This window comes from Actinoplanes regularis (genome assembly GCF_900188005.1).
In the GTDB taxonomy this organism is placed as follows: domain Bacteria; phylum Actinomycetota; class Actinomycetes; order Mycobacteriales; family Micromonosporaceae; genus Actinoplanes; species Actinoplanes regularis.
This window is the reverse complement of record NZ_FZNR01000036.1, coordinates 26638-44482: the sequence shown is the minus strand read 5'-3', so window position 1 is coordinate 44482 and position 17845 is coordinate 26638. Positions and strand designations below refer to the sequence as shown.

At 70.9% G+C, this 17845-nt stretch carries 20 protein-coding genes and 1 pseudogene; 10 read left to right on the top strand and 11 right to left on the bottom strand.

Annotated elements, in window-relative coordinates:
* Positions 1 to 397: 397 nt before the first annotated feature.
* Complete coding sequence (locus CHC09_RS48650) at positions 398 to 532, bottom strand: hypothetical protein (protein WP_275407980.1); 135 nt, start codon at positions 530 to 532, stop codon at positions 398 to 400.
* Positions 532 to 672: a hypothetical protein gene (locus tag CHC09_RS46995; protein WP_179277538.1), complete on the bottom strand. Its 141-nt coding sequence runs from the start codon at positions 670 to 672 to the stop codon at positions 532 to 534. The genes CHC09_RS48650 and CHC09_RS46995 overlap by 1 nt, the downstream gene beginning before the upstream one ends.
* 171 nt (positions 673 to 843) lie before the next feature.
* Between CHC09_RS46995 and CHC09_RS42905 the strand changes: the two genes are divergently transcribed.
* Positions 844 to 1071, top strand: a complete 228-nt coding sequence (locus CHC09_RS42905; protein WP_089299023.1) for a hypothetical protein — start codon at positions 844 to 846, stop codon at positions 1069 to 1071.
* Between the two features lie 14 nt (positions 1072 to 1085).
* Here CHC09_RS42905 and CHC09_RS42900 read toward each other — a convergent pair whose 3' ends face one another.
* The 4 genes from CHC09_RS42900 to CHC09_RS42885 form a co-directional block, all read right to left on the bottom strand.
* On the bottom strand, positions 1086 to 2192 hold the full coding sequence (locus CHC09_RS42900) for an acyltransferase family protein (RefSeq protein WP_089299022.1): 1107 nt from the start codon (positions 2190 to 2192) through the stop codon (positions 1086 to 1088).
* 92 nt (positions 2193 to 2284) lie between these two features.
* Complete coding sequence (locus tag CHC09_RS42895) at positions 2285 to 3589, bottom strand: sialidase family protein (RefSeq protein WP_089299021.1); 1305 nt, start codon at positions 3587 to 3589, stop codon at positions 2285 to 2287.
* A complete protein-coding gene (locus CHC09_RS42890; protein ID WP_089299020.1) occupies positions 3582 to 4103 on the bottom strand; it encodes a sigma-70 family RNA polymerase sigma factor in 522 nt (173 codons plus the stop codon). Before CHC09_RS42890 ends, CHC09_RS42895 begins: the two co-directional genes overlap by 8 nt.
* Positions 4104 to 4202: 99 nt before the next feature.
* Positions 4203 to 4784, bottom strand: coding sequence for a TetR/AcrR family transcriptional regulator (locus tag CHC09_RS42885; RefSeq protein WP_089299019.1), 582 nt, complete (start codon positions 4782 to 4784; stop codon positions 4203 to 4205).
* A 91-nt stretch (positions 4785 to 4875) separates the two neighbouring features.
* On the opposite strand from CHC09_RS42885, the gene CHC09_RS42880 reads away from it, so the two are divergent.
* Positions 4876 to 5322, top strand: coding sequence for an anthrone oxygenase family protein (locus CHC09_RS42880; protein WP_089299018.1), 447 nt, complete (start codon positions 4876 to 4878; stop codon positions 5320 to 5322).
* Between the two features lie 71 nt (positions 5323 to 5393).
* On the opposite strand, the gene lepB is transcribed toward CHC09_RS42880, so the two are convergent.
* Positions 5394 to 6101: a signal peptidase I gene (gene lepB / locus CHC09_RS42875; RefSeq protein ID WP_089299017.1), complete on the bottom strand. Its 708-nt coding sequence runs from the start codon at positions 6099 to 6101 to the stop codon at positions 5394 to 5396.
* Positions 6098 to 6418, bottom strand: a complete 321-nt coding sequence (locus CHC09_RS42870) for a PadR family transcriptional regulator (protein WP_089299016.1) — start codon at positions 6416 to 6418, stop codon at positions 6098 to 6100. The genes lepB and CHC09_RS42870 overlap by 4 nt, the downstream gene beginning before the upstream one ends.
* A gap of 64 nt (positions 6419 to 6482) precedes the next feature.
* Between CHC09_RS42870 and CHC09_RS42865 the strand changes: the two genes are divergently transcribed.
* Positions 6483 to 7037 carry a GNAT family N-acetyltransferase gene (locus CHC09_RS42865; protein WP_089299015.1) on the top strand — a complete coding sequence of 185 codons (555 nt, stop codon included), beginning with the start codon at positions 6483 to 6485 and terminating at the stop codon, positions 7035 to 7037.
* Between the two features lie 9 nt (positions 7038 to 7046).
* On the opposite strand, the gene CHC09_RS42860 is transcribed toward CHC09_RS42865, so the two are convergent.
* Positions 7047 to 8375 carry a serine hydrolase domain-containing protein gene (locus tag CHC09_RS42860; protein WP_089299014.1) on the bottom strand — a complete coding sequence of 443 codons (1329 nt, stop codon included), beginning with the start codon at positions 8373 to 8375 and terminating at the stop codon, positions 7047 to 7049.
* Between the two features lie 53 nt (positions 8376 to 8428).
* Between CHC09_RS42860 and CHC09_RS42855 the strand changes: the two genes are divergently transcribed.
* The 4 genes from CHC09_RS42855 to rox all read left to right on the top strand — a co-directional run bounded on the left by CHC09_RS42855 (position 8429) and on the right by rox (position 12768).
* Complete coding sequence (locus CHC09_RS42855) at positions 8429 to 8845, top strand: hypothetical protein (RefSeq protein ID WP_089299013.1); 417 nt, start codon at positions 8429 to 8431, stop codon at positions 8843 to 8845.
* A 66-nt stretch (positions 8846 to 8911) separates the two neighbouring features.
* The gene (locus tag CHC09_RS42850) at positions 8912 to 9532 is read left to right on the top strand and encodes a TetR/AcrR family transcriptional regulator (protein WP_089299012.1); all 621 of its coding nucleotides are present in this window, start codon (positions 8912 to 8914) and stop codon (positions 9530 to 9532) included.
* Positions 9533 to 9631: 99 nt separating this feature from the next.
* A complete protein-coding gene (locus tag CHC09_RS42845; protein WP_089299011.1) occupies positions 9632 to 11149 on the top strand; it encodes an FAD-dependent monooxygenase in 1518 nt (505 codons plus the stop codon).
* A 197-nt stretch (positions 11150 to 11346) separates the two neighbouring features.
* Positions 11347 to 12768 carry a rifampin monooxygenase gene (gene rox, locus CHC09_RS42840; RefSeq protein ID WP_089299010.1) on the top strand — a complete coding sequence of 474 codons (1422 nt, stop codon included), beginning with the start codon at positions 11347 to 11349 and terminating at the stop codon, positions 12766 to 12768.
* 194 nt (positions 12769 to 12962) lie between these two features.
* Here rox and CHC09_RS42835 read toward each other — a convergent pair whose 3' ends face one another.
* Positions 12963 to 13262: a hypothetical protein gene (locus CHC09_RS42835; protein WP_143232909.1), complete on the bottom strand. Its 300-nt coding sequence runs from the start codon at positions 13260 to 13262 to the stop codon at positions 12963 to 12965.
* Positions 13263 to 13456: 194 nt separating this feature from the next.
* Positions 13457 to 14655, bottom strand: a pseudogene (locus tag CHC09_RS42830) (helix-turn-helix domain-containing protein).
* A 409-nt stretch (positions 14656 to 15064) separates the two neighbouring features.
* Here CHC09_RS42830 and uppS point away from each other — a divergent pair.
* The 3 genes from uppS (at position 15065) to CHC09_RS42815 (ending at position 17845) form a co-directional block, all read left to right on the top strand.
* Entirely contained in the window at positions 15065 to 15847 is a 783-nt protein-coding gene (gene uppS / locus CHC09_RS42825; protein WP_089299008.1) for a polyprenyl diphosphate synthase, read from the top strand.
* 122 nt (positions 15848 to 15969) lie between these two features.
* Complete coding sequence (locus tag CHC09_RS42820; protein WP_089299007.1) at positions 15970 to 16656, top strand: DUF998 domain-containing protein; 687 nt, start codon at positions 15970 to 15972, stop codon at positions 16654 to 16656.
* 7 nt (positions 16657 to 16663) lie between these two features.
* Complete coding sequence (locus CHC09_RS42815; protein ID WP_239138900.1) at positions 16664 to 17845, top strand: sensor histidine kinase; 1182 nt, start codon at positions 16664 to 16666, stop codon at positions 17843 to 17845.

Below are 17845 nucleotides of genomic sequence, written 5' to 3'. Positions count from 1 at the left end.
ACGGCCGAGCCAGGACTAGCCGGGCGAGCTGGGCCGCCTCCCCTCAACTGACAACAACCTGTCGGCACACTGCGGCGCTCCGGAGCGACACCGGCTCACCGCTGGCACCGTGCAGCTCGGCTGGCGGGCGTGCTCATGCCCGCCCGCCGTGCACGCAGGACGACGACTGACGGGTAAGCGGGGGTCGGATGGCACGGTGATCGTGGCGGTCTGGTCGTCGACGTGCAGGGTGTAGCCGCCGATAGTGACGGTGCCGGTGACACCGAGGTCGGTAGGGGCGACCGCTGCGGCGAGCCGGGCAGGTCGGCGGAGCGGCAGCGCAACGGCGGGATAGATGCTCTGCGGCCGGGTCATGGGGTTACCACCATGGTCACGGCGATCGCGAGGTAGGTAACGGCTAGACCGGCGGCCAGATAATAAAACCAGCCTGGCAGGTCAGCGAGCTGAAAGCACGGCCGGAGACCTGCCGCCCGATGCCGATAATCCCGAACCCGATCATCGCCACAAGAGCGGACGCGAGCACGCCCCACATCAGCCATCCGTCGAGCGGCCCCCACCGGCGAAGTGGTCAACTACCGTCACGGCCACGAAGGCTGCGGCGAATCCGGCGAGGATCGGTTTGCCCGGCACGGTCCCGCGCACAAGGTGATCAACTCCTTCTTCGTCGTGCACGATCACCCTCCTCGGCACTACTAACTCGGATATCTCGAGAAGGCTATCGATCCCCTCCAAAGCGGATCTTGGAGTGGAGAGACAGGCATTCAGTGGCGACCGCGGTGTCCGGATCACCGGCCGCCTGGACCTGACCGGCGGCCGGGTCGGGCGCTGCTGTGGCTGCTCACCGTGATCGCCGCGAGCACCGCCTGGTTCGGGCCGCTGCAGCCGGTCAAGCTGGGCGAGGCGCCCACCTGGGATCGGTTCCTGTACAGCCTCGACTTGCTGGTGCCGCTGGTCAGTATCGGTCACGACCAGGCGTGGGATCCGGTCGGCGCGGACAAGGCGGTGACCGTCGCGGTGATGGCGGCGGGCTGGATTTTGGCGGCCACGGTGATCGCCGGCGTGAGCCGCTGACCGGGAAGGGCTCTCTAGCCGTACCGCTGGAATGGGGTTTCGAAGGCGGCTGCGAAAAGCCGGGCCGTCGCCAGGCACACGGGGATCGCCAGGGCCGCGGTCATCGCGAAGGCGGCCGGGCGTGAGCCCGCGTGGGGAGCCACGATCAGGGTGCTGATCAGGGCGACGATCGGCATGTGGACCAGGTAGAGGCTGTAGGAGAACCCGCCGAGAGCCCGTAACGGCCCGCCGTTCAGCAGCCGTACGAGTCGGATCGGCCGGCAGGTCGCCAGAGCCACGAGGAACAGGGCGATCGCCGGGCCGACCGCCAGGTCCAGCCAGTAGTAGTGGGCAACCGTCCACGCCGGGCCCCGGAGGGCGATCAGCGTCGACACCGGAACGGCCGCCAGCGTGGCCAGGCCGAGCCAGGGCAGCCGCTGGATCCGGTGGCCGGCGGAGACGATCCCGGCGGCCACCACACCGAGGGTGAACAAGGGGGCCAGTTCCAGGGTGTAGCCCGTCGCCCTCGCCGCGGTGGACAGCCCCGGGTGGAGCAGGCCCGCCGCGACGACCGGCACGGTGACCACGGCGAGCACCGTCATCGCGCCGGCCCTCCGGCGGATGAGCAGCAGCAGCGGAAACGTCAGGTACAGGCCGGCTTCCGCCGCGATCGACCAGAACGCTCCGTTGGGTGCCGGCGCGGCGAGGGTGTCCTGCAGCAGCAGGCCGTAGACGACCATCGACCGGAGGGTCGGTGGCTCGCTGAGCGGCAGGGACGGCACCGCGGCCGCGATCAGGGCGCTGGCGGCGAGGGCCGCCCAGTAGGCCGGCAGGATCCGCCGGGCACGGCGCCGGACGTACCGCAGCGTGCCGCCGAGCCGCCACGCGTCGCGGGCCGGTGAGATGGCCAGGGAGAAGCCGGACAGGACGATGAACACGACGACCGCGAGCCGGCCGTGGATCAGCCAGCCGAGCCAGGCCGGGCCGGTGTTGGCGGGATAGCCGGGGAAGGACAGCAGCCAGCAGTGGTGCACCGCGACGTACAGGGCGGTCAGGCCGCGGAGCCCGTCGAGGCCGGGAATCCGGTGGTCGGCGCGCGGCGGCCGGACGGTGGTGTAAGGCGGTACGGGGACGGCGGTCAAGGTCTGCTCCTGCTTTTGGGCGCACGCCGGTCACAGGCGTGGCCTGCGGCCAGCCCGTCGGGGGGTGAGGTCGGTGAGGAGCCCTGGTCGCGCTAGGGCAGGCGGACCCGCCGCCAGGTTCGGCCGTCCTCGGAGAGGTACGGGCCGTTGTCCGAGTTCACCAGGTACGGCACGGTGGTCTGCCCTGAGGCGACCTGAATCCGCGCGGGATCCACCGGAAGCCCAGCGGTGTCCACCGGATACCCGGGCAGGGTGATCGGCGTGTATCGGCCGGTCCCGCGGCCGGCGGCGAGTCCGGTGTCCGTCGTGACGATGTGCGCACCGTCGGCGGTGACGAACCCGGCCGAGAGCTCGAGGTTGCGAATCGTGTCCCCATCCCGCCAGGTCGATCCGCCGTCGGGGGTGTAGTGCGCGTCGAGTACGCCGTCCGCGCGGTAGGTCAGGACATACGCCGCTTTGCCGGAGCCGGCGGCCACCTTCGGCAGGTTGTACAGACCGACCGGGCCACCATGACCGAGCACGGCCGCTACGGCGCCGGTGAAGACATGGGTGTGCCAGGTTCGGCCCGCGTCGGAGCTGGTCGCCACCGCGGGCTTGTTCGTGGCCGGATCCAGCCCCGGGACCCACAGGTGCCCGTCGAGCGGCACGTTGACCACATCGGTCCACCCTTCCTGGACGGTGATGCCGGTGGGCTGGGCGGCCAGCGGGGCGAACCGGCCGGTGACCGGGTCGATCACGCCGATGTCGCAGGTCGAAACATCCAACATGGCGCAGTCGACCGGCCTCACGCCTTCCGGGACCGCGGCTACCGGTTGGGTGTCGATGGCGATCTGCTGCCAGGTCTCGCCACCGTCGCGCGTGATCCACGGCTGATGCGCCGTGATCTCGTCGGCTGACGGATCTCCCGAGACCAGCGCCTGGACCTCGGCAACGGTGAGGGTGCGCTCGTCGCGCCAGACGACGAGCTCAGGGGCCAGGGCCAGCAGATTCGCCGTGCGTGGGCCGGTCGCGTCGCTCGGTGCCGGGGGCGTGGGGCGGTGCTGCCAGGATTCGCCGCCGTTCGACGACACGTCCAGTTCCGCGTCGCATTCCCGGCAGCGCTGGAAGACGCGGTACAGGTTTGCTCCGGCGTTCGTGACCAGGGTCGATGGGAACCAGACACTTCCCGGGCTCTCGGTGGGCGCCGGTACCGAATCGGCCAGGACGCCGTCGCCCGGGGCGGTCTGTACGACGTACCCGAGGCCGGTCACACAGAGCACGGTGGCGAGGAACGCCGCCGAGGTGATGGCGCGGCGTCGGCGGACCCGGCCGGCCCTGCTGCGTACGGTGCTGAAATCGGGCTGGCGCACCGCGTCGCCGACCTCGGACCGCAGCCTGTCGAACTGTGACTCAAGCATGGCGGACCTCCTCGGTCACCAGGACGGGTTCATCGTCGGAGAGGAACCGGGCGAGTGCGGCCCGGCCCCGGGACAGCCGGGCCTTGACCGTGCCCACGGGTAGGTCGAGGGTGGCGGCGACCTCCGTCACGGGCAGGTCGGCCAGGTGGTGCAGCACCACCACTTCCCTGGTCGGCGGCGCCAGCCGGCGCAACGCGGCGAGCAGCGCCACCCGGTCCCCGGACACTCCGGGGACCGCGGCCGGAGTTATCTCGACCCGGCCCGAACGGACCAGCCGATCGAACAGCCACCGCCGCCGGTAACGGGTCCGGGCCACGTTGAGGGCCGCGACCCGCAGCCACCGCTCGGCGTCGTCGGCGTGCAGAAAGGATTTGGGTGACCCCAGCACTCGGGCGAACACCTCGTGCACGGCGTCCTCCGCCTCGGCCAGGTCACCGACGAGCCCGGCGATCTGCGTCACCAACCGCTGGTAGTACGCCTCGTACGCCTGCCGCACCGAGTCCTCGGCATCCAAATCGCCCTCCCGTCATCAACGCTTGTCTCAGAGAGGACAAACAAGTCGCCCGGCCGGTTGCATCGATCTTCACTTTTTTGTCGCGGGGAAGGCCGGAGGCTACGGGAGTACGGCGAGCCGGTCCACCAGTAGCTCCACCCTGCGCCCGGTCTCCGGCGGCGGCAGCCGTCCCGCCCTGGTCAGGGTGGCCAGCCCGTGCAGGGACGCCCAGAACAGCTCGGTGAACAGTCCCGTGTCGACGCCGTCGCCGGCGACCTCGCCGAGGCTCTCCAGCAGCGCGGCGAAGGCGTCCTTCAGCGGTGCCGGGGTGTCCTCGTGCGCGAAGGCCAGGCCGCCGTCGAGCTGGAAGATGGCGTCGTAGACCGCCGGATTGCGCTCGGCGAAGTCGAGGTACGCGCGGGCGAGGGCGGTGACCCGGGCGCGCGGGCCGTCCGCGGCGGAGGTCGCGGCCCGCAGCGCCACGGCCAACTCGGCGGCACCCTCGAGGGCGACGGCGCCGATGATCTCGCGTTTGCCGCGGAAGTGGCTGTAGAGGACGGGCTGGCTGTATTCGATGCGTTCGGCGAGCCGGCGGGTGGTGACCGCGTCCCAGCCCTGCTGCTCGGCGAGTTCACGGGCGGTCGCCACGATGAGGCGTTCGCGCTCCGCCCGTTCGCGTTGTTTGCGTTCCTGTACCGACATCCACCGATTCTAGCATCGCTAGACATTCAAGCGGCGGCAGTACTAGTGTTGACCCGTCATCTAGCAGCGCTAGATTTTGGGAGGGATCATCATGCTCAACGCACTCGAGGTCTTCACCGTCGTGATCGTCGGCCTGATGGTGGGGGTCGAGTTCGCCGTCGCCTTCGTCATGAACCCGATCTTCAGCGGGCTTCCCGAGGACAGTGACCAGCTAGCCCGTGCCCACGGGGGCCGGATGCTCGGCGCGGTCATGCCGTTCTGGTACATCGGCTCACTGATTCTGAGCGTGGTCTGGGCCATCGCCGGATGGCATCAGGACGGAACCGGTCTCGTCGTCACCGCCGGCGCGCTGTTGATCCTGAGCGTGATCATGTCGCTCGTGCTGCTCGTTCCGATCAACAACCGGGGTAAGACGTGGACCCCCGAGAACCGCCCCGCCGACTGGAAGCAGCAGATGAACCGCTGGGACCGCTATCACTACGTCCGCGTCGCCGTCATCATCGCCGCCTTCGCCCTGCTGGTCACCGCGCTCGCCTGAGCGTGCGGGCCGATGCCGGCTCCCGCACTCCCCGACCGGCACCACCCGGCGCGGTCGGGGAGTTCCGCCAGCTAGAGGCCGAGAAGGACCCGGCCGTGCAGGTCGCCTTCGCCCACCGTGCCGTACTCGCGGGAGTCCGTGGAGACGACGCGGTGGTCGCCGAGCACATAGAGCTGATGCGGCGGTACGGTCGTGGCCGAGCAGTCCGTACGCGACGACTCGAGATCGACCGGAAGGTACGGCTCGTCGAGCGGGCTGCCGTTGCGCCAGACCCGGCCGTCGCGGCACTCGACAGTGTCGCCGGGCAGGCCGATGACACGCTTGATGACCAGCCGGTCGGTGCCCGGCATCGGGAACTCGACGATGTCTCCCCGCTGGACGCCGGTGAGCCGGAAGGCGGCGAGATCGACGACGTAGCGGTCGCTGATGTCATAGGTCGGCTGCATGCTGCCGCTGGGCTGGTACCCGACGGACAGGACGAATCGGTTGACGGCCAGCCCGCCGACCACGCCGATCAACGCGATGAGTACGGCACGGCGCCGGATCCGGACGAGCCTGGGCAGCTCACGCCGGCGGGCCCGGCGCTCGTACCGCACCGCGCGGAGACCGCCGATGGCCCAGCGGACAGCCGCCCAGTCCCCCGTCGTCTCGGGGAACTCGGCCAGGACGGCCTCACCCCAGTCGCCGCCACGCTCGCGGCGGCCACGGACGGCCGCGGCCAGGACGGCGTAGGCGATCCGTCGTACGGCGCTCTCTTGTACTGCCTGATCGACGATCATGCGGTACGCGCCTGGATCGCGCCGCCGATGGTCCGGGGTTTGGCCACCTTGGCGGCCAGGCGCTGTTCGGCGAGCGCGGCGCCGTCGGCGGTCAGCCGGTACATGTGGCGCGGCGGGCGGCCCGGCTCGTCCGACGGCTCCCATCTGGTCTCGAGAAGCTTCTGCTCGGTGAGCCGCATGAGGATCGGATAGAGCGTGCCCGAGGCGAGCGAGGTCTCCTTGCTCAGGTCGTAGCCGTAACGCCAGCGCTGGGGCTCGTCCAGCAACGCGCTGAACAGCGATAACGTCTGCGGCGACGTGTGCGGTTTCCGTGGCATGCGCGAAACTCTACATAACTCGACTTACGGCGTGCAAGGACGTTCGCGGCTAGCATCGAGCGCTATGACAGACGGGGCGGAGGTCCGGCTGCGGCCGGTCCTGGAGTCGGACCTGGCGATGATCCGGCGGTTCCTGACCGAGCCGTTCCTCATCGGGCTGGACTGGTCCGGGTTCGGCGACGCGCAGCAACCGGCCCGCCGGTTCGCCAAGGACGGTTACCTCGGCGAGGAGGACGGGCGGCTCATCCCCGAGGTGCGGGGACAGGCGTGCGGGCTGATGAGCTACCGGCAGGGGCTCTACAGCGGACGGGCCAAGTACTGGGAAATCGGCATCGGGCTGCTACCGGAGTGGCGCGGCAAGGGCATCGGCTGGCGCGCCCAGGCGCTGCTGACCGAGTACCTGTTCAGCCACAGCCCGGCGCAGCGCGTCCAGGCCGGCACCCACCCCGAGAACACCGCCGAGCAGAAGTCGCTGGTCAAGGCCGGCTTCCAGCTCGAGGGCGTGATACGGGCGTGCGAGTTCCGTGCCGGAGCCTGGCGTGACGGCTACCTGTACAGCCGGCTGCGCGACGACCCGGCCCCCGAAGTCACTCCCCTACCCGAGCATCCAACGTCCTGACCTGCCGTTCTAGATACGAGGGATGGCCCGGCCGTTGTAGAGGTACTGGCCGTTGCGCAGGAACGCGACCACGGTGTGAGCGCCGCCGGCCGGCTCGACGGAGACGAAACGGTCGCCGCCGAGCGGGACGAAGCGGGCGCTGGCCGGCTGCTCGCCGAACCTGATCGCGGCGCCGCGTGGGATCGTGGTGATGGTCAGGCCGCCGTCGATCCCGGTCACCTCGTACCGTTCGACCGGGCTCTCGAAGGTGCCGGTGACCGCCGGGGCGTCGATCGGCTCCACGGGCGGGACCGCTCCCGGCGGCATCCGGAGACCGGTCGTCTCGGCCAGTACCGCCGGGAACACGTCGTCGAACAGCGCGTCCGCCGCGCCGCCGTTCACGCTCAGCGCGATCACCACGTCCCGGCCGGGCACGATCCGCCAGTACGTGGTCTGGCCGGGAGTGCCGCCGTCGTGGCCGACCACGTCGGTGCCGTCCCAGGTGAACAGCATGAAGCCGAGACCCCAGTGGTGGTTCGAACGGCCGGACAGGACGGGCGTGGCGACCTGCGGTTCGCGCATGGCGGCGAACGTGCCGCTGGGCAGGACACGGGTGCCGTCCTCGGCCAGGCCGTCGGCGAGGAACATCCGGCCCAGGCGCACCAGCTCGCGCGGCGCCGCGGCCGGCGTCGACCCGGCCGGCGCGTTGGCGCGGGGCAGTTGTGAGAGCGGGGCGACCTTCCACCCGTCGCCCAGGTGGCCGACGGCGGCGCGGAACATCGCCGTCTCCTCGCCGTACAGCGCCATCTGGGTGACGCCGAGCGGCTCGATCATCCGCTCGCGCAGCACCGACTCCCAGGTGCCGCCGCGCAGCCGTGCGATCATCGCACCCAGCACGCAGTAGCCGGCGTTGCAGTACGAATGCAGCTCACCGGGCGGGTGCACCTGGCGGGCATTGGTGCGCATCCACGCCACCAGCTTGCCGACGGCGTCGTCGCCGCGCCCGGTGTCCTCGAACAGGTCCCCGTCGAAGCCGCCGGTGTGCGACAGCAGCTGACGAACCGTCACGGTCTCGCTCGCCGCGCGGTCGATGACGCCGAACTCCGGCAGGTAGCGCCGCACCGGGACGTCCAGCTCCACCCGGCCCTCGGCCACGAGTTGCAGGACCAGCGACGCGGTCCAGGTCTTGGTGACCGAACCGATCTGGAACACGCTGTCCGGAGTCGCCTCGACGCCGGTGTTGCGGTTGACCACCCCGGTCGCCGCTTCGAAGAGCTCACCGCCGGCACTGACCGCGATGACCGCTCCCGGGACGCCGTGTCGCCTCGCCGCCTCGTCCAGCCGCGCTTGCAGATCCATATCGACGACCGTACCGGCACTCACTAATCTGGACGATGATCTAGGGGAGAGCTATGAGCGTACGGGTACTGCCGCGCACCGCCGCGGGTTGGACGATCGCGGTGTTCGGGGCGATGGCCGCGCTGTTCGGGGCGGCCGGACTGATCTGGCCCGGCCTCGTGCTGGGCAGCCTCGGGTTCGAGGCCCTCGACGCGCAGCAGCGGGCGTCGGGTGACTACACCCGGGTCTTCCTGGCGGCGTCCTCGATGGCCTCGCTCAACATGGGCGTCTACTACCTGGTCGCGGCGGCCACCGAGTGGCGGCCGTTCTTCCGGTTCACGGTGCCGTTCCGGCTGCTCACCCTGACGGTGTTCAGCCTGCTCGTGGTGCTCGACGTGGCGCCGGCCCGGTTCCTCGGCGTGGCCCTGTGGGAGGGCGTGGGCGCGGTGGCCACCGGCCTCGCCCTGCTCTACGACGCCCGGCGCAGGTAGCAGAGCGGCAAATTTTTGCGGGGCACGCATCTTTGCGGGGCACGCAACTAGTGCTAGCGTGGTGGTATGACAGGGCTGCGGGAGCGCAAGAAGGCCGAGACGCGGGCGGCGCTCGGCTGGGCGGCGATCCACCTCACCGCCGAGCGCGGCTACGACAACGTCCGCGTCGAGGACATCGCCGAGGCGGCCGGCGTCTCCCCTCGTACCTTCAACAATTATTTCTCCAGCAAGGCCGAGGCGATCGCCTCCCGCCATCTCGACCGCAGCCTGCGCACCGCCGCCGCGCTGCGCGAACGCCCCGCCGACGAGCCGCTCTGGGCGGCGCTCACCTCCGCCGCGCTGGAGCAGTTCACGCGCGGACCCGAGGTCGAGGCGATGCCCTCCCCCGCGCACGCACAGTGGGTGACCGGCGTCCGCACCATGCTCGCCGAGCCCGCACTGCAGGGCGAGCGGCTGCGCGCCGTCGCCACCGCCGAGGCCGAGCTGGCCGCCGCGGTCGCCGAGCGCACCGGCACCGACCTCGCCACCGACATGTATCCGAGGCTCGTCGCGGCCGCCGCCAGTGCCGCCGTCGCCGTCGCCATGCAGCACTATCTCGACAGCGCGGACCCGCCGCCCCCGATCGAGCGCCTCATCACCGACGCCTTCACCCAGGTCGCCGCCGGCCTCCCGGTGCCACCCCGGTAAAGCCTCACCCACGTCTCCAGCCGCGGCACACCCCGCGGCGGGCCGGCCGCGCGCCGCGCCCGTCGTGGCGATGCCGCACGCCCCGAAAGGATCACGACCATGATCGATGTCCTCATCGCCGGAGCCGGCCCCAACGGCCTCATGCTCGCCTGCGAACTCGCGCTCGCCGGCGTCCGGCCCGTCGTCCTCGAACGCCACGCCGCGCCCACCGGCGAGCCCCGCGCCAACGGCCTCGTCGGCCAGGTCGTCCGCCTGCTCGACCGGCGCGGCCTCTACGCGCGGCTCAGCGGCGAGAGCACCCCGCCGTCCCCCCAGCCGGCCTTCACCTTCGGCGCGTTCCCGCTGGATCTCACGATGCTCGCGGAGAACCCGCACTACGTGCTCGGCGTGCCGCAGGCCCAGCTCGAGGCCACCCTCGCCGCCCGGGCCGCCGAGCTCGGGGTCGACCTGCGCCGCGGCCACGAGGTCGTCGACCTCCGCCAGGACCCCGACGGGGTCGAGGTCGTTCTTGCCGACGGTACGCGGCTCAACGCCCGTTTCCTCGTCGGCGCCGACGGCGGCCGCAGCGCCGTACGCCGCCTCGCCGGCATCGCCTTCTCCGGCGTCACCGACGACCGGTCGATCTCCCGCACCGCCACCGTGACCGTCCCCGAGTCCTGCCTGGACCCCGGGACCGGCGGCCTGCGCGTCCCCGGCTACGGCGTCATTCCGCCGTTCCAGCACACCCGCACCCCACGCGGCCTCATCACCTGGGCCCCGTTCCCCGGCCGCCCGGCGATCCTGAGCACGAAGGAGTGGCCCGACGCTCCGGTCGGCGACGAGACCCCGATGACCCTGGCGGAGCTCCGCGCCAGTGCCGCCCGGGTGCTCGGCGCCGACCTTCCCGTCGAGGTGTCCGACGGCCCCGGCCTGCTGCGGCGGCTGACCAGCGGCAACACCCGCATCGCCGACCGCTACCGGGCCGGCCGGGTGCTGCTGGTCGGCGACGCCGCGCACGTGCATCCCGCGATCGGCGGACCCGGCCTCAACCTGGGCCTGCAGGACGCCGTCAACCTGGGCTGGAAGCTCGCCGCCACGGTGCGCGGGTGGGCACCGCAGGGCCTGCTCGACACGTACGAAACCGAGCGCCGCCCGGTCGCCGAACGGGTCGTGATGTCCACCCAGGCCCAGTCGGCGCTCATCGGCCCCGGCGACGAGGTCACCGGCCTGCGGGAACTCTTCGCCGAGCTACTGCGCAAGCCGGAGGTGACCGGGCACATCGCGGCGCTGATGTCGGGCGCGGACGTCCACTACCCCGCCGACCCCACCGACCCGCTGGCCGGCCACTGCGCCCCCGACGTGGTCGTGCACGGTGAGTACGGCCCGGTCCGCCTCGCCGAGCTGACCCGCACCGCCCGGCCACTGCTGCTGGACTCCACCGGCGCCTTCGCCGAGGCCGTCGCGCCCTGGCGGGACCGGGTCGACGTGGTCACCGGCCCGCTGCGGGGCACGACCGCGACCGCGTTGCTCGTCCGCCCCGACTGCTTCGTCGCCTGGTCCGCCGGGGAAGCCGGCACGCTGCGCGCCGCGCTCACCCACCACTTCGGCCTGCCCGCACCGGCCCACTCGTGGTCGTGATCACGTGGCGCGGAAAGGACTGGACGGGATGCTGCCCGGGCTTGTAGCTTGCATTCGCCCGTGACCTGCCCGAGGAGGTGAGACCCATGAACGTTGTATCGAAGTGGGTGCTCCCCCTTGCCGTCACGGTCGGGCGATTGACATAGGTGTCGCCGGGAGCGCCCCGCCAACAAAGGCACTCCCGAAAGGCAACACCCATGTTTGACGTGATCATCGCCGGCTGCGGCCCGACCGGCGCGATGCTGGCCGCCGAGCTACGGCTGCACGGTGTACGGGTCCTCGTCCTCGAGAAGGAGACCGAGCCCGTTTCGTACGTCCGCATCGTCGGTCTGCACATTCGCAGTATCGAGCTGATGGCGATGCGCGGCCTGCTCGAGCGCGTCCTCGAGCACGGAAGGAAGCGGCCGGCCGGCGCCTACTACGCCGCCATCGACAAGCCCGCGCCCCCGGGCCTGGACTCCGCACACGCCTACCTGCTGGGCATCCCGCAGCCGGTCATCGTGCAGTTGCTCGAAGAGCATGCGATCGCCCAGGGTGCGCAGATCCGGCGCGGTTGCACGGTGACCGGTCTCGAGCAGGACGACGACGGGGTGACCGTCGAACTGGCCGACGGGGAACGGCTGCGTACGCGCTACCTCGTCGGCTGTGACGGCGGGCGTAGCACCGTGCGCAAGCTGCTCGGCGTCGGCTTCCCCGGCGAGCCCGCACGCACCGAGACGCTGATGGGCGAGATGGAGGCGGGCGCGCCGCAGCAGGAGATCGCCGCCAGGGTCGCCGAGATCAGTAAGGCTGACAGGCGATTCGTTTTCGGGCCGGCGGGCGCCGGGGTCTATCGCGTCGTGATCCCCGCCGCGGGAGTCAGCGATCGTGCGGAACCGCCCACCCTCGACGACTTCAGGCAACAGCTGCGCGCCATCGCCGGAACCGACTTCGGCGTGCACTCCCCGCGCTGGTTGTCCCGTTTCGGCGACGCCACCCGGCTGGCCGAACGCTATCGGGTCGGGCGGGTGCTGCTGGCCGGCGACGCGGCGCACATCCATCCGCCCATCGGCGGGCAGGGCCTCAACCTGGGTGTTCAGGACGCGTTCAACCTCGGCTGGAAGCTGGCGGCGCAGGTTCGCGGCTGGGCGCCGGAGACCCTGCTCGACACGTACCAGGCCGAACGTCATCCGGTCGCCGAGGACGTGCTGGACAACACCCGCGCCCAGATGGAGCTGAACTCCACCGAACCGGGCCCACGGGCCGTACGCCGGCTGCTGACCGAACTGATGGACATCGACGAGGTGAACCGCCGCCTGCTCGAGAAGATCACCGCGATCGGCATCCGGTACGACTTCGGCGCCGGCCCCGACCTGCTCGGCCGTCGCCTGCCCGACCTCGATGTGAAGCAGGGCCGCCTCTACGGCCTGCTGCAGCACGGCCGTGGCCTGCTGCTGGACCGCACCGAACGCCTGACCCCCGGCGGCTGGTCGGACCGGGTCGACCACCTCGGCGATCCGACCGCGGCGCTGGACGCTCCGTGCGTCCTGCTGCGCCCCGACGGGCACGTCGCCTGGATCGGCGACGACCAGCGGGACCTGGACGTTCAGCTCTCCCGCTGGTTCGGCGAGCCCAGGTAAGGACGATAGGTTCAAACCCCATTTCCCTCTGGTACGACCGATGGGGTCCCGTGGATAGGCCTCGCGGCCTCGTGGCCGTGCGGGTCTCGCGCGCGGCCCGCGCCCTCGGCGGGCCGCGGCCGCGCGCCGCGGTCTGCTGGGTTGGCCTGCCAGGCCAAGTGGCCGGTGGGTTGAGGAACCTTCGTCACGCTGCTTCATCGCTCGGCCCTCCAGTGCTCGACGACGCGCGGCCCCCTCGTCCACGCCTCCACCGCGTCGAGCGGCCGCACAATGGTGATCAGGCGCAGGTCGAGAGGATCCGCCGTCGGCACCAGGAGCGCCACCTGTTCGAACAGGTGGCAGAGATACGCGGCGAGCCGCCAGCCCGTGCCATGCTTGCGCACCAGTTCGGCGACCGCTAGCTCGCATGGCCACACGGTCGCTTCCTCATGGTCGGCGCAGAGACCGAGCGGCCAGACCGGCTGATGAACCGGTGTACGAGAGAGTGTCAGCACGCCTATCGCCTCCGCCAAGCCGAATCGGGGTTCAGCGGTGGCGGGCAGGCAATCTCCGCATGATCGACTTCCGCCCACCACCGTTGGGCGACGGCGGGTAGAACAGAGGTCTGCATCCCGGCCACCCGCCGTCGCTGCGATCAGAAGCTAAGGGCGAGCAGGCAAGGGCAGGGGTACAGATTGTGCCCCTTTGCCTATGCGGCCAGCAGGCCGATTTTCACAGCGAGCTCAGACGCGCGCCGACGTCGGGCAGGGGCCTTGGACTCGGCCTCTTCGAGGACGATCCGCTTGGCGAAGCCGTTGTATTTGATCGTCTCGGGCGCGGCCTCGTGCGCCTTCTCCAGTGTCGCCAGGGCAACGTCCGGCTGCCCGTCGAGCTGATACCCGCGCGCCTCCTCGATGCGGTGCCGGGCGCGTCGCGGGCGAGACGGGATGATCACCGCCTCGGCCGCGGCCGACTGCCGAACCGACTCGCCGCCCTGGCGCAGCTCCACGGCCACCGTTACCGCATGCGCCCCCATGATCGCTCGCGAGTACGGTCAGCCATGGCCCTGGCGGTGTCCCAGTGCCGCCACGCGGCGCCGGTCATCCCACGCCGGGCGGCGGTGTATCCGGCCTCGAAGGTAAGTGCGCCGGCTATCGCAACGACGTCAGGCGGCGCGTCTTCGAGCTGAGGTTCGAGATATCTGAGCGTCTCCAGGTTCACCGTGTCAGCGGCGTCGAAGTGCGCCGGTCCCGCGTCGCGGTGCGCCTGGGTGGTCAGCCACGCGGCCACGCCGATAGCGTGCGGGTCCTCGAATTCCTGGGCCGCGATCAAGCCGCGCTCGGCCACCCGCCACAGCAGGGCGGCATCCGGCTGGTAGGCCACGAAGAACTGCGCCAGCGAGTAGACCTCGGCGAGCACGGCCTGCGCGGCCCTGCGTGCCGGGCCGGTGTCGGCCTGCCGGGCGGCGATCTGCGCGTCGCGGATCAGTTCCGGCAGCAACGCCCCGATCACCTCACGATGGTTGGAGGCCGAGTGCCGTACCGACCATGCCCGCGCCAGTCGAGCCCGAATGTGGGCGGTCGATGGAGGCTCCTGCGCGGTAGCAACCGGGAAGGCATCAACGGCCGCCTTGACGGCCGCGAGGCGCGGATGGCCGGGGCCGACGAACAGATCAACATGGAGCGACTGGTCGCCGGTGAGGTCGGACAGATCGCGCACCCGTAGTACCTCGGCGAGGGCGAGGGTGATTTCCAGCTTCGGTGTCTTCAGGCGGCCGGTCTCCACTCCCTTGACCCATGATCCGGACCGCCCGACCAGACCGCCGAGCTGGTCACGGGTGATGCCTTTGCGTGTGCGGAGAATTTGCAGCCGCTGGCCGAATACCAGCGGATCGGTGTAAGGATCCATCACTGCTCCCTGGTAGAGGACAGGGTGCGGCGGCCGGCCTCTACTCCGGCCACCACCATCAACGTAGCGCGCCCGGATCACTCCTCGGCGTCGCGCCGGGCCTTGTACTCCGGTTCAGCGTCCGGCGGCTACCTACGAGAAGTTTGCTGCAGCTCACTCCCAGAACTCATTAAGCCTGCCCACAGGGCTCCAACGTCGTACCAGGGAATATAGATCTTGAATGCCTTTTGCCGGTCGCTCCAAAGTGACGGCCGGACCCGGGCCGATGTTGATCGTTGCTGATTGACTGGCCGGCACGACGCCGAGCAGTGGCTCGGCCGGCGTTGAGGTTGTGACCATCTCGTGCAGGTTCTGTGGCGGTGTCGGGTGGTAGCGCGCTCAGGCCGCTGACCGGTGGTTGGATCCCGGCATGCTGAAGCCCTTCAAAGCGGCCGTTTACGCGTTCTACGCACGGCGCCTGCGCGCGCGGCTCGCCGGTGCGAACCTGCCCCGGCATGTCGCGATGGTCATGGACGGCAACCGCCGGTGGGCCCGGGAGATGGGCTTCGAGGACGCGAAGATCGGTCATCGGTACGGGGCGGAGCACCTCGACGAGGTCCTCGGCTGGTGCGCCGAGATCGGCATCGACCACGTCACCGTCTACGTGGCTTCCGTGGACAACATGCGGAAGCGGGACTCCGACGAGGTCGACAACCTCATGCGCATGATCGAGGAGGTCGTCGCCGAGCGTCTCTCGCGGCCGGCGAGCCCGTGGCGGTTGCACCTGGCCGGTCGGCTGGACGTCCTGCCGGACTCGACACGGCACGCGCTGAAGCTGGCCGAGGAGGCGACCAGGGACGACGGGGCGCGCCTGCACCTCACCATCGCCATCGGCTACGACGGGCGCGACGAGATCGTCAACGCGATCCGGTCCATGCTGGAGGAGGAGGCGCGCGCCGGTCACAGCGTCGAGGACATCGCCGCGCGGCTGACCGCCGACCGCATCGCCGGGCACCTCTACACCAGCGGCCAGCCGGATCCGGACCTCGTCATCCGTACCAGCGGGGAACGTCGCATGTCCGGGTTCCTGCTCTGGCAGGCGGCCTACTCCGAACTGCACTTCTGCGATGTCCACTGGCCCGGATTCCGCAAGATCGACTTCCTGCGCGCGCTGCGCTCCTACGCCGCCCGGCACCGGCGCTTCGGCGCCTAGAACCAATACACCATTTGATGTACGGGGTACTCGTTCGGCGTCGATCAAGGTGACTTCCGAGGGACGACGCGGTACGGCCGGGCCATTCATAACGTCGAAGCATCCCGAAACGAGGAGGCTTCATGATCAGCATTTCACCGGCGCCCCGTGAATCACGGTCGATCGAGCCGGCGACGGTGCCGGGCAGCATTGTCGGCGGGTTGATCCTGCCGCCGGCCGGCTTCGCCGTAGCCGACTGGATCAACCCGGGCTGGAGCCCGGCCGAGACGATGATCAGCTACTACGTGCACGCGCCGCGCGGTGGCTGGCTGATTCCACTCGGCGTGCTGGTCCTGGCGGCCGCCTCGGGGACGCTGACGTGGCTGGCCGCCGCGTACACCCGAGGTGGCCGCGCCGGTCTGGCGCTGCTCGGTGTCTGGACGGCCGCCCTGGTGGTCGGCGGTGTGTTCCCGGCCGACCCGCCCGGCCGCTGGGACCAGCCGCCGTCCACGGCCGGCGCGCTGCACGGCGTCGCCGCGCTGCTCGCCTTCGCGGTCCTGCCCGCGGCCGCGGTCGTGCTTAGCCGGGTGTGGCGCCGGGACCCCCGGTGGCGTCCGATCGCCGGTGGACTGTCCGTCCTGGCGGCGCTGACGGTGGTCGCGTTCGTACTATTCATGATCACGTTCTTCGACGTGCAGGGCGGCCCGTCCCTGGGGGCCGGACCGTGGGCGACCGTCACCGGTCTCGCCGAGCGGCTCATGGTGTGGACCTACGTCGGCTGGCTCGCCCTCGCGGCGTGCGGGCTGCGCCGGATCGACCGGGAAGGATAATCCAGTGATGACACAGGCGGCTGCATTGATGGATCGCTCCCCCGCCGCGCTGCCGAGCTGGGCCGTCACCGCGATCCTGGCCCTGCTGACCCTGGTCGGCGTGCCGATGGGCATCGCGCTCACCGGCGGCGGCGTGACTGTCGACGGGGCACTCCCGCTGGCCTGGACCCTCGCCCTTCTGGTGCTGCTGCGCCGGCGGTGGCCGGTCGCCACCCTGCTCGCCGCGGTGGCGGCGGTGACGGCGATGCGGGGCGCCGATCTGGTCGAGGTGGGCTGGATCTGGCCGGCCACCGTCCTGTTCGCCCACGCCGTCGTGATCGGGCGGATCGGCTGGGCCGTCGGCACCGGCGCGGTCGTTCTGGCCTACGCCGCCAGCTGGGAATGGGCGGTGCTCGGCAACAGCGCGGATCTGGTCTCCGGCCGGGTCGGCGGCGAAGTGTTCTGGCTGGCGCTCGTGGTGGCGATCGGTGTCGCGTACCGCAATCGGCGCGGCTGGCAGGAGGAGCTGGCCGCCCGGGTGACGCAATCCGCGTACGAACGCGAACTCGACGCCCGGCGAAGGCGGGCGGAGGAGCGGGTCCGCATCGCGCACGAGCTGCACGACCTGGTCTCGCACACCCTCGCCGTGGTCGGGGTGCACCTCAACGTTGCCCTGGACACGCTGGACTCCGCGCCCGCGGAGGCCCGGGACGCGCTCGAACTCGCCCAGGACGTACGCGGCAAGGCGATGACGGACCTGCGGGCCCTGGTCGACGTGCTGCGCGACGGATCCGCGTCGACGATCGAGTCGCCGGCCGCCCAGCTGGACGGGCTGGCGGGCCTGATCGAGCAGGTGCGGGCCGCCGGGATCGAAGTGGAGCTGCGGGAGACCGGCGACCGGTCGGCCGTGCCCGCCCCGGTGGCGCTGGCCAGCTACCGGATCGTGCAGGAGGCACTGACCAACACCGTCCGCCATGCCGGGGCGACCCGGGCCCTGGTGGAACTCTCCTACGAACCGGCTCGGGTCACCGTCACCGTGACGGACGACGGCACGCATGCCGAGCCCGGCGCCTCCGGGGACACGGACTCCACCGGCCACGGCATCGCCGGGATGCGTGAACGCGTCGACGCGCTCGGCGGCTTCCTGCGCGTCGGTCCGGCCGCCGGATCCGGGTTCATGGTCCAGGCGTCGATCCCGGTGGCCGGGTGA

Excerpts from the sequence above, each read along its gene's own strand:
- CHC09_RS42865 (WP_089299015.1), top strand. The coding sequence starts at position 6,483 with ATGACAGACGGGGCGGAGGTCCGGCTGCGGCCGGTCCTGGAGTCGGAC.
- CHC09_RS42850 (WP_089299012.1), top strand. The coding sequence starts at position 8,912 with ATGACAGGGCTGCGGGAGCGCAAGAAGGCCGAGACGCGGGCGGCGCTC.
- CHC09_RS42880 (WP_089299018.1), top strand. The coding sequence starts at position 4,876 with ATGCTCAACGCACTCGAGGTCTTCACCGTCGTGATCGTCGGCCTGATG.
- CHC09_RS42855 (WP_089299013.1), top strand. The coding sequence starts at position 8,429 with ATGAGCGTACGGGTACTGCCGCGCACCGCCGCGGGTTGGACGATCGCG.
- rox (WP_089299010.1), top strand. The coding sequence starts at position 11,347 with ATGTTTGACGTGATCATCGCCGGCTGCGGCCCGACCGGCGCGATGCTG.
- CHC09_RS48650 (WP_275407980.1), bottom strand. The coding sequence starts at position 532 with ATGTGGGGCGTGCTCGCGTCCGCTCTTGTGGCGATGATCGGGTTCGGG.
- CHC09_RS42870 (WP_089299016.1), bottom strand. The coding sequence starts at position 6,418 with ATGCCACGGAAACCGCACACGTCGCCGCAGACGTTATCGCTGTTCAGC.
- CHC09_RS42815 (WP_239138900.1), top strand. The coding sequence starts at position 16,664 with ATGACACAGGCGGCTGCATTGATGGATCGCTCCCCCGCCGCGCTGCCG.
- CHC09_RS42845 (WP_089299011.1), top strand. The coding sequence starts at position 9,632 with ATGATCGATGTCCTCATCGCCGGAGCCGGCCCCAACGGCCTCATGCTC.
- CHC09_RS42860 (WP_089299014.1), bottom strand. The coding sequence starts at position 8,375 with ATGGATCTGCAAGCGCGGCTGGACGAGGCGGCGAGGCGACACGGCGTC.
- CHC09_RS42895 (WP_089299021.1), bottom strand. The coding sequence starts at position 3,589 with ATGCTTGAGTCACAGTTCGACAGGCTGCGGTCCGAGGTCGGCGACGCG.
- uppS (WP_089299008.1), top strand. The coding sequence starts at position 15,065 with ATGCTGAAGCCCTTCAAAGCGGCCGTTTACGCGTTCTACGCACGGCGC.
- lepB (WP_089299017.1), bottom strand. The coding sequence starts at position 6,101 with ATGATCGTCGATCAGGCAGTACAAGAGAGCGCCGTACGACGGATCGCC.
- CHC09_RS42885 (WP_089299019.1), bottom strand. The coding sequence starts at position 4,784 with ATGTCGGTACAGGAACGCAAACAACGCGAACGGGCGGAGCGCGAACGC.
- CHC09_RS42820 (WP_089299007.1), top strand. The coding sequence starts at position 15,970 with ATGATCAGCATTTCACCGGCGCCCCGTGAATCACGGTCGATCGAGCCG.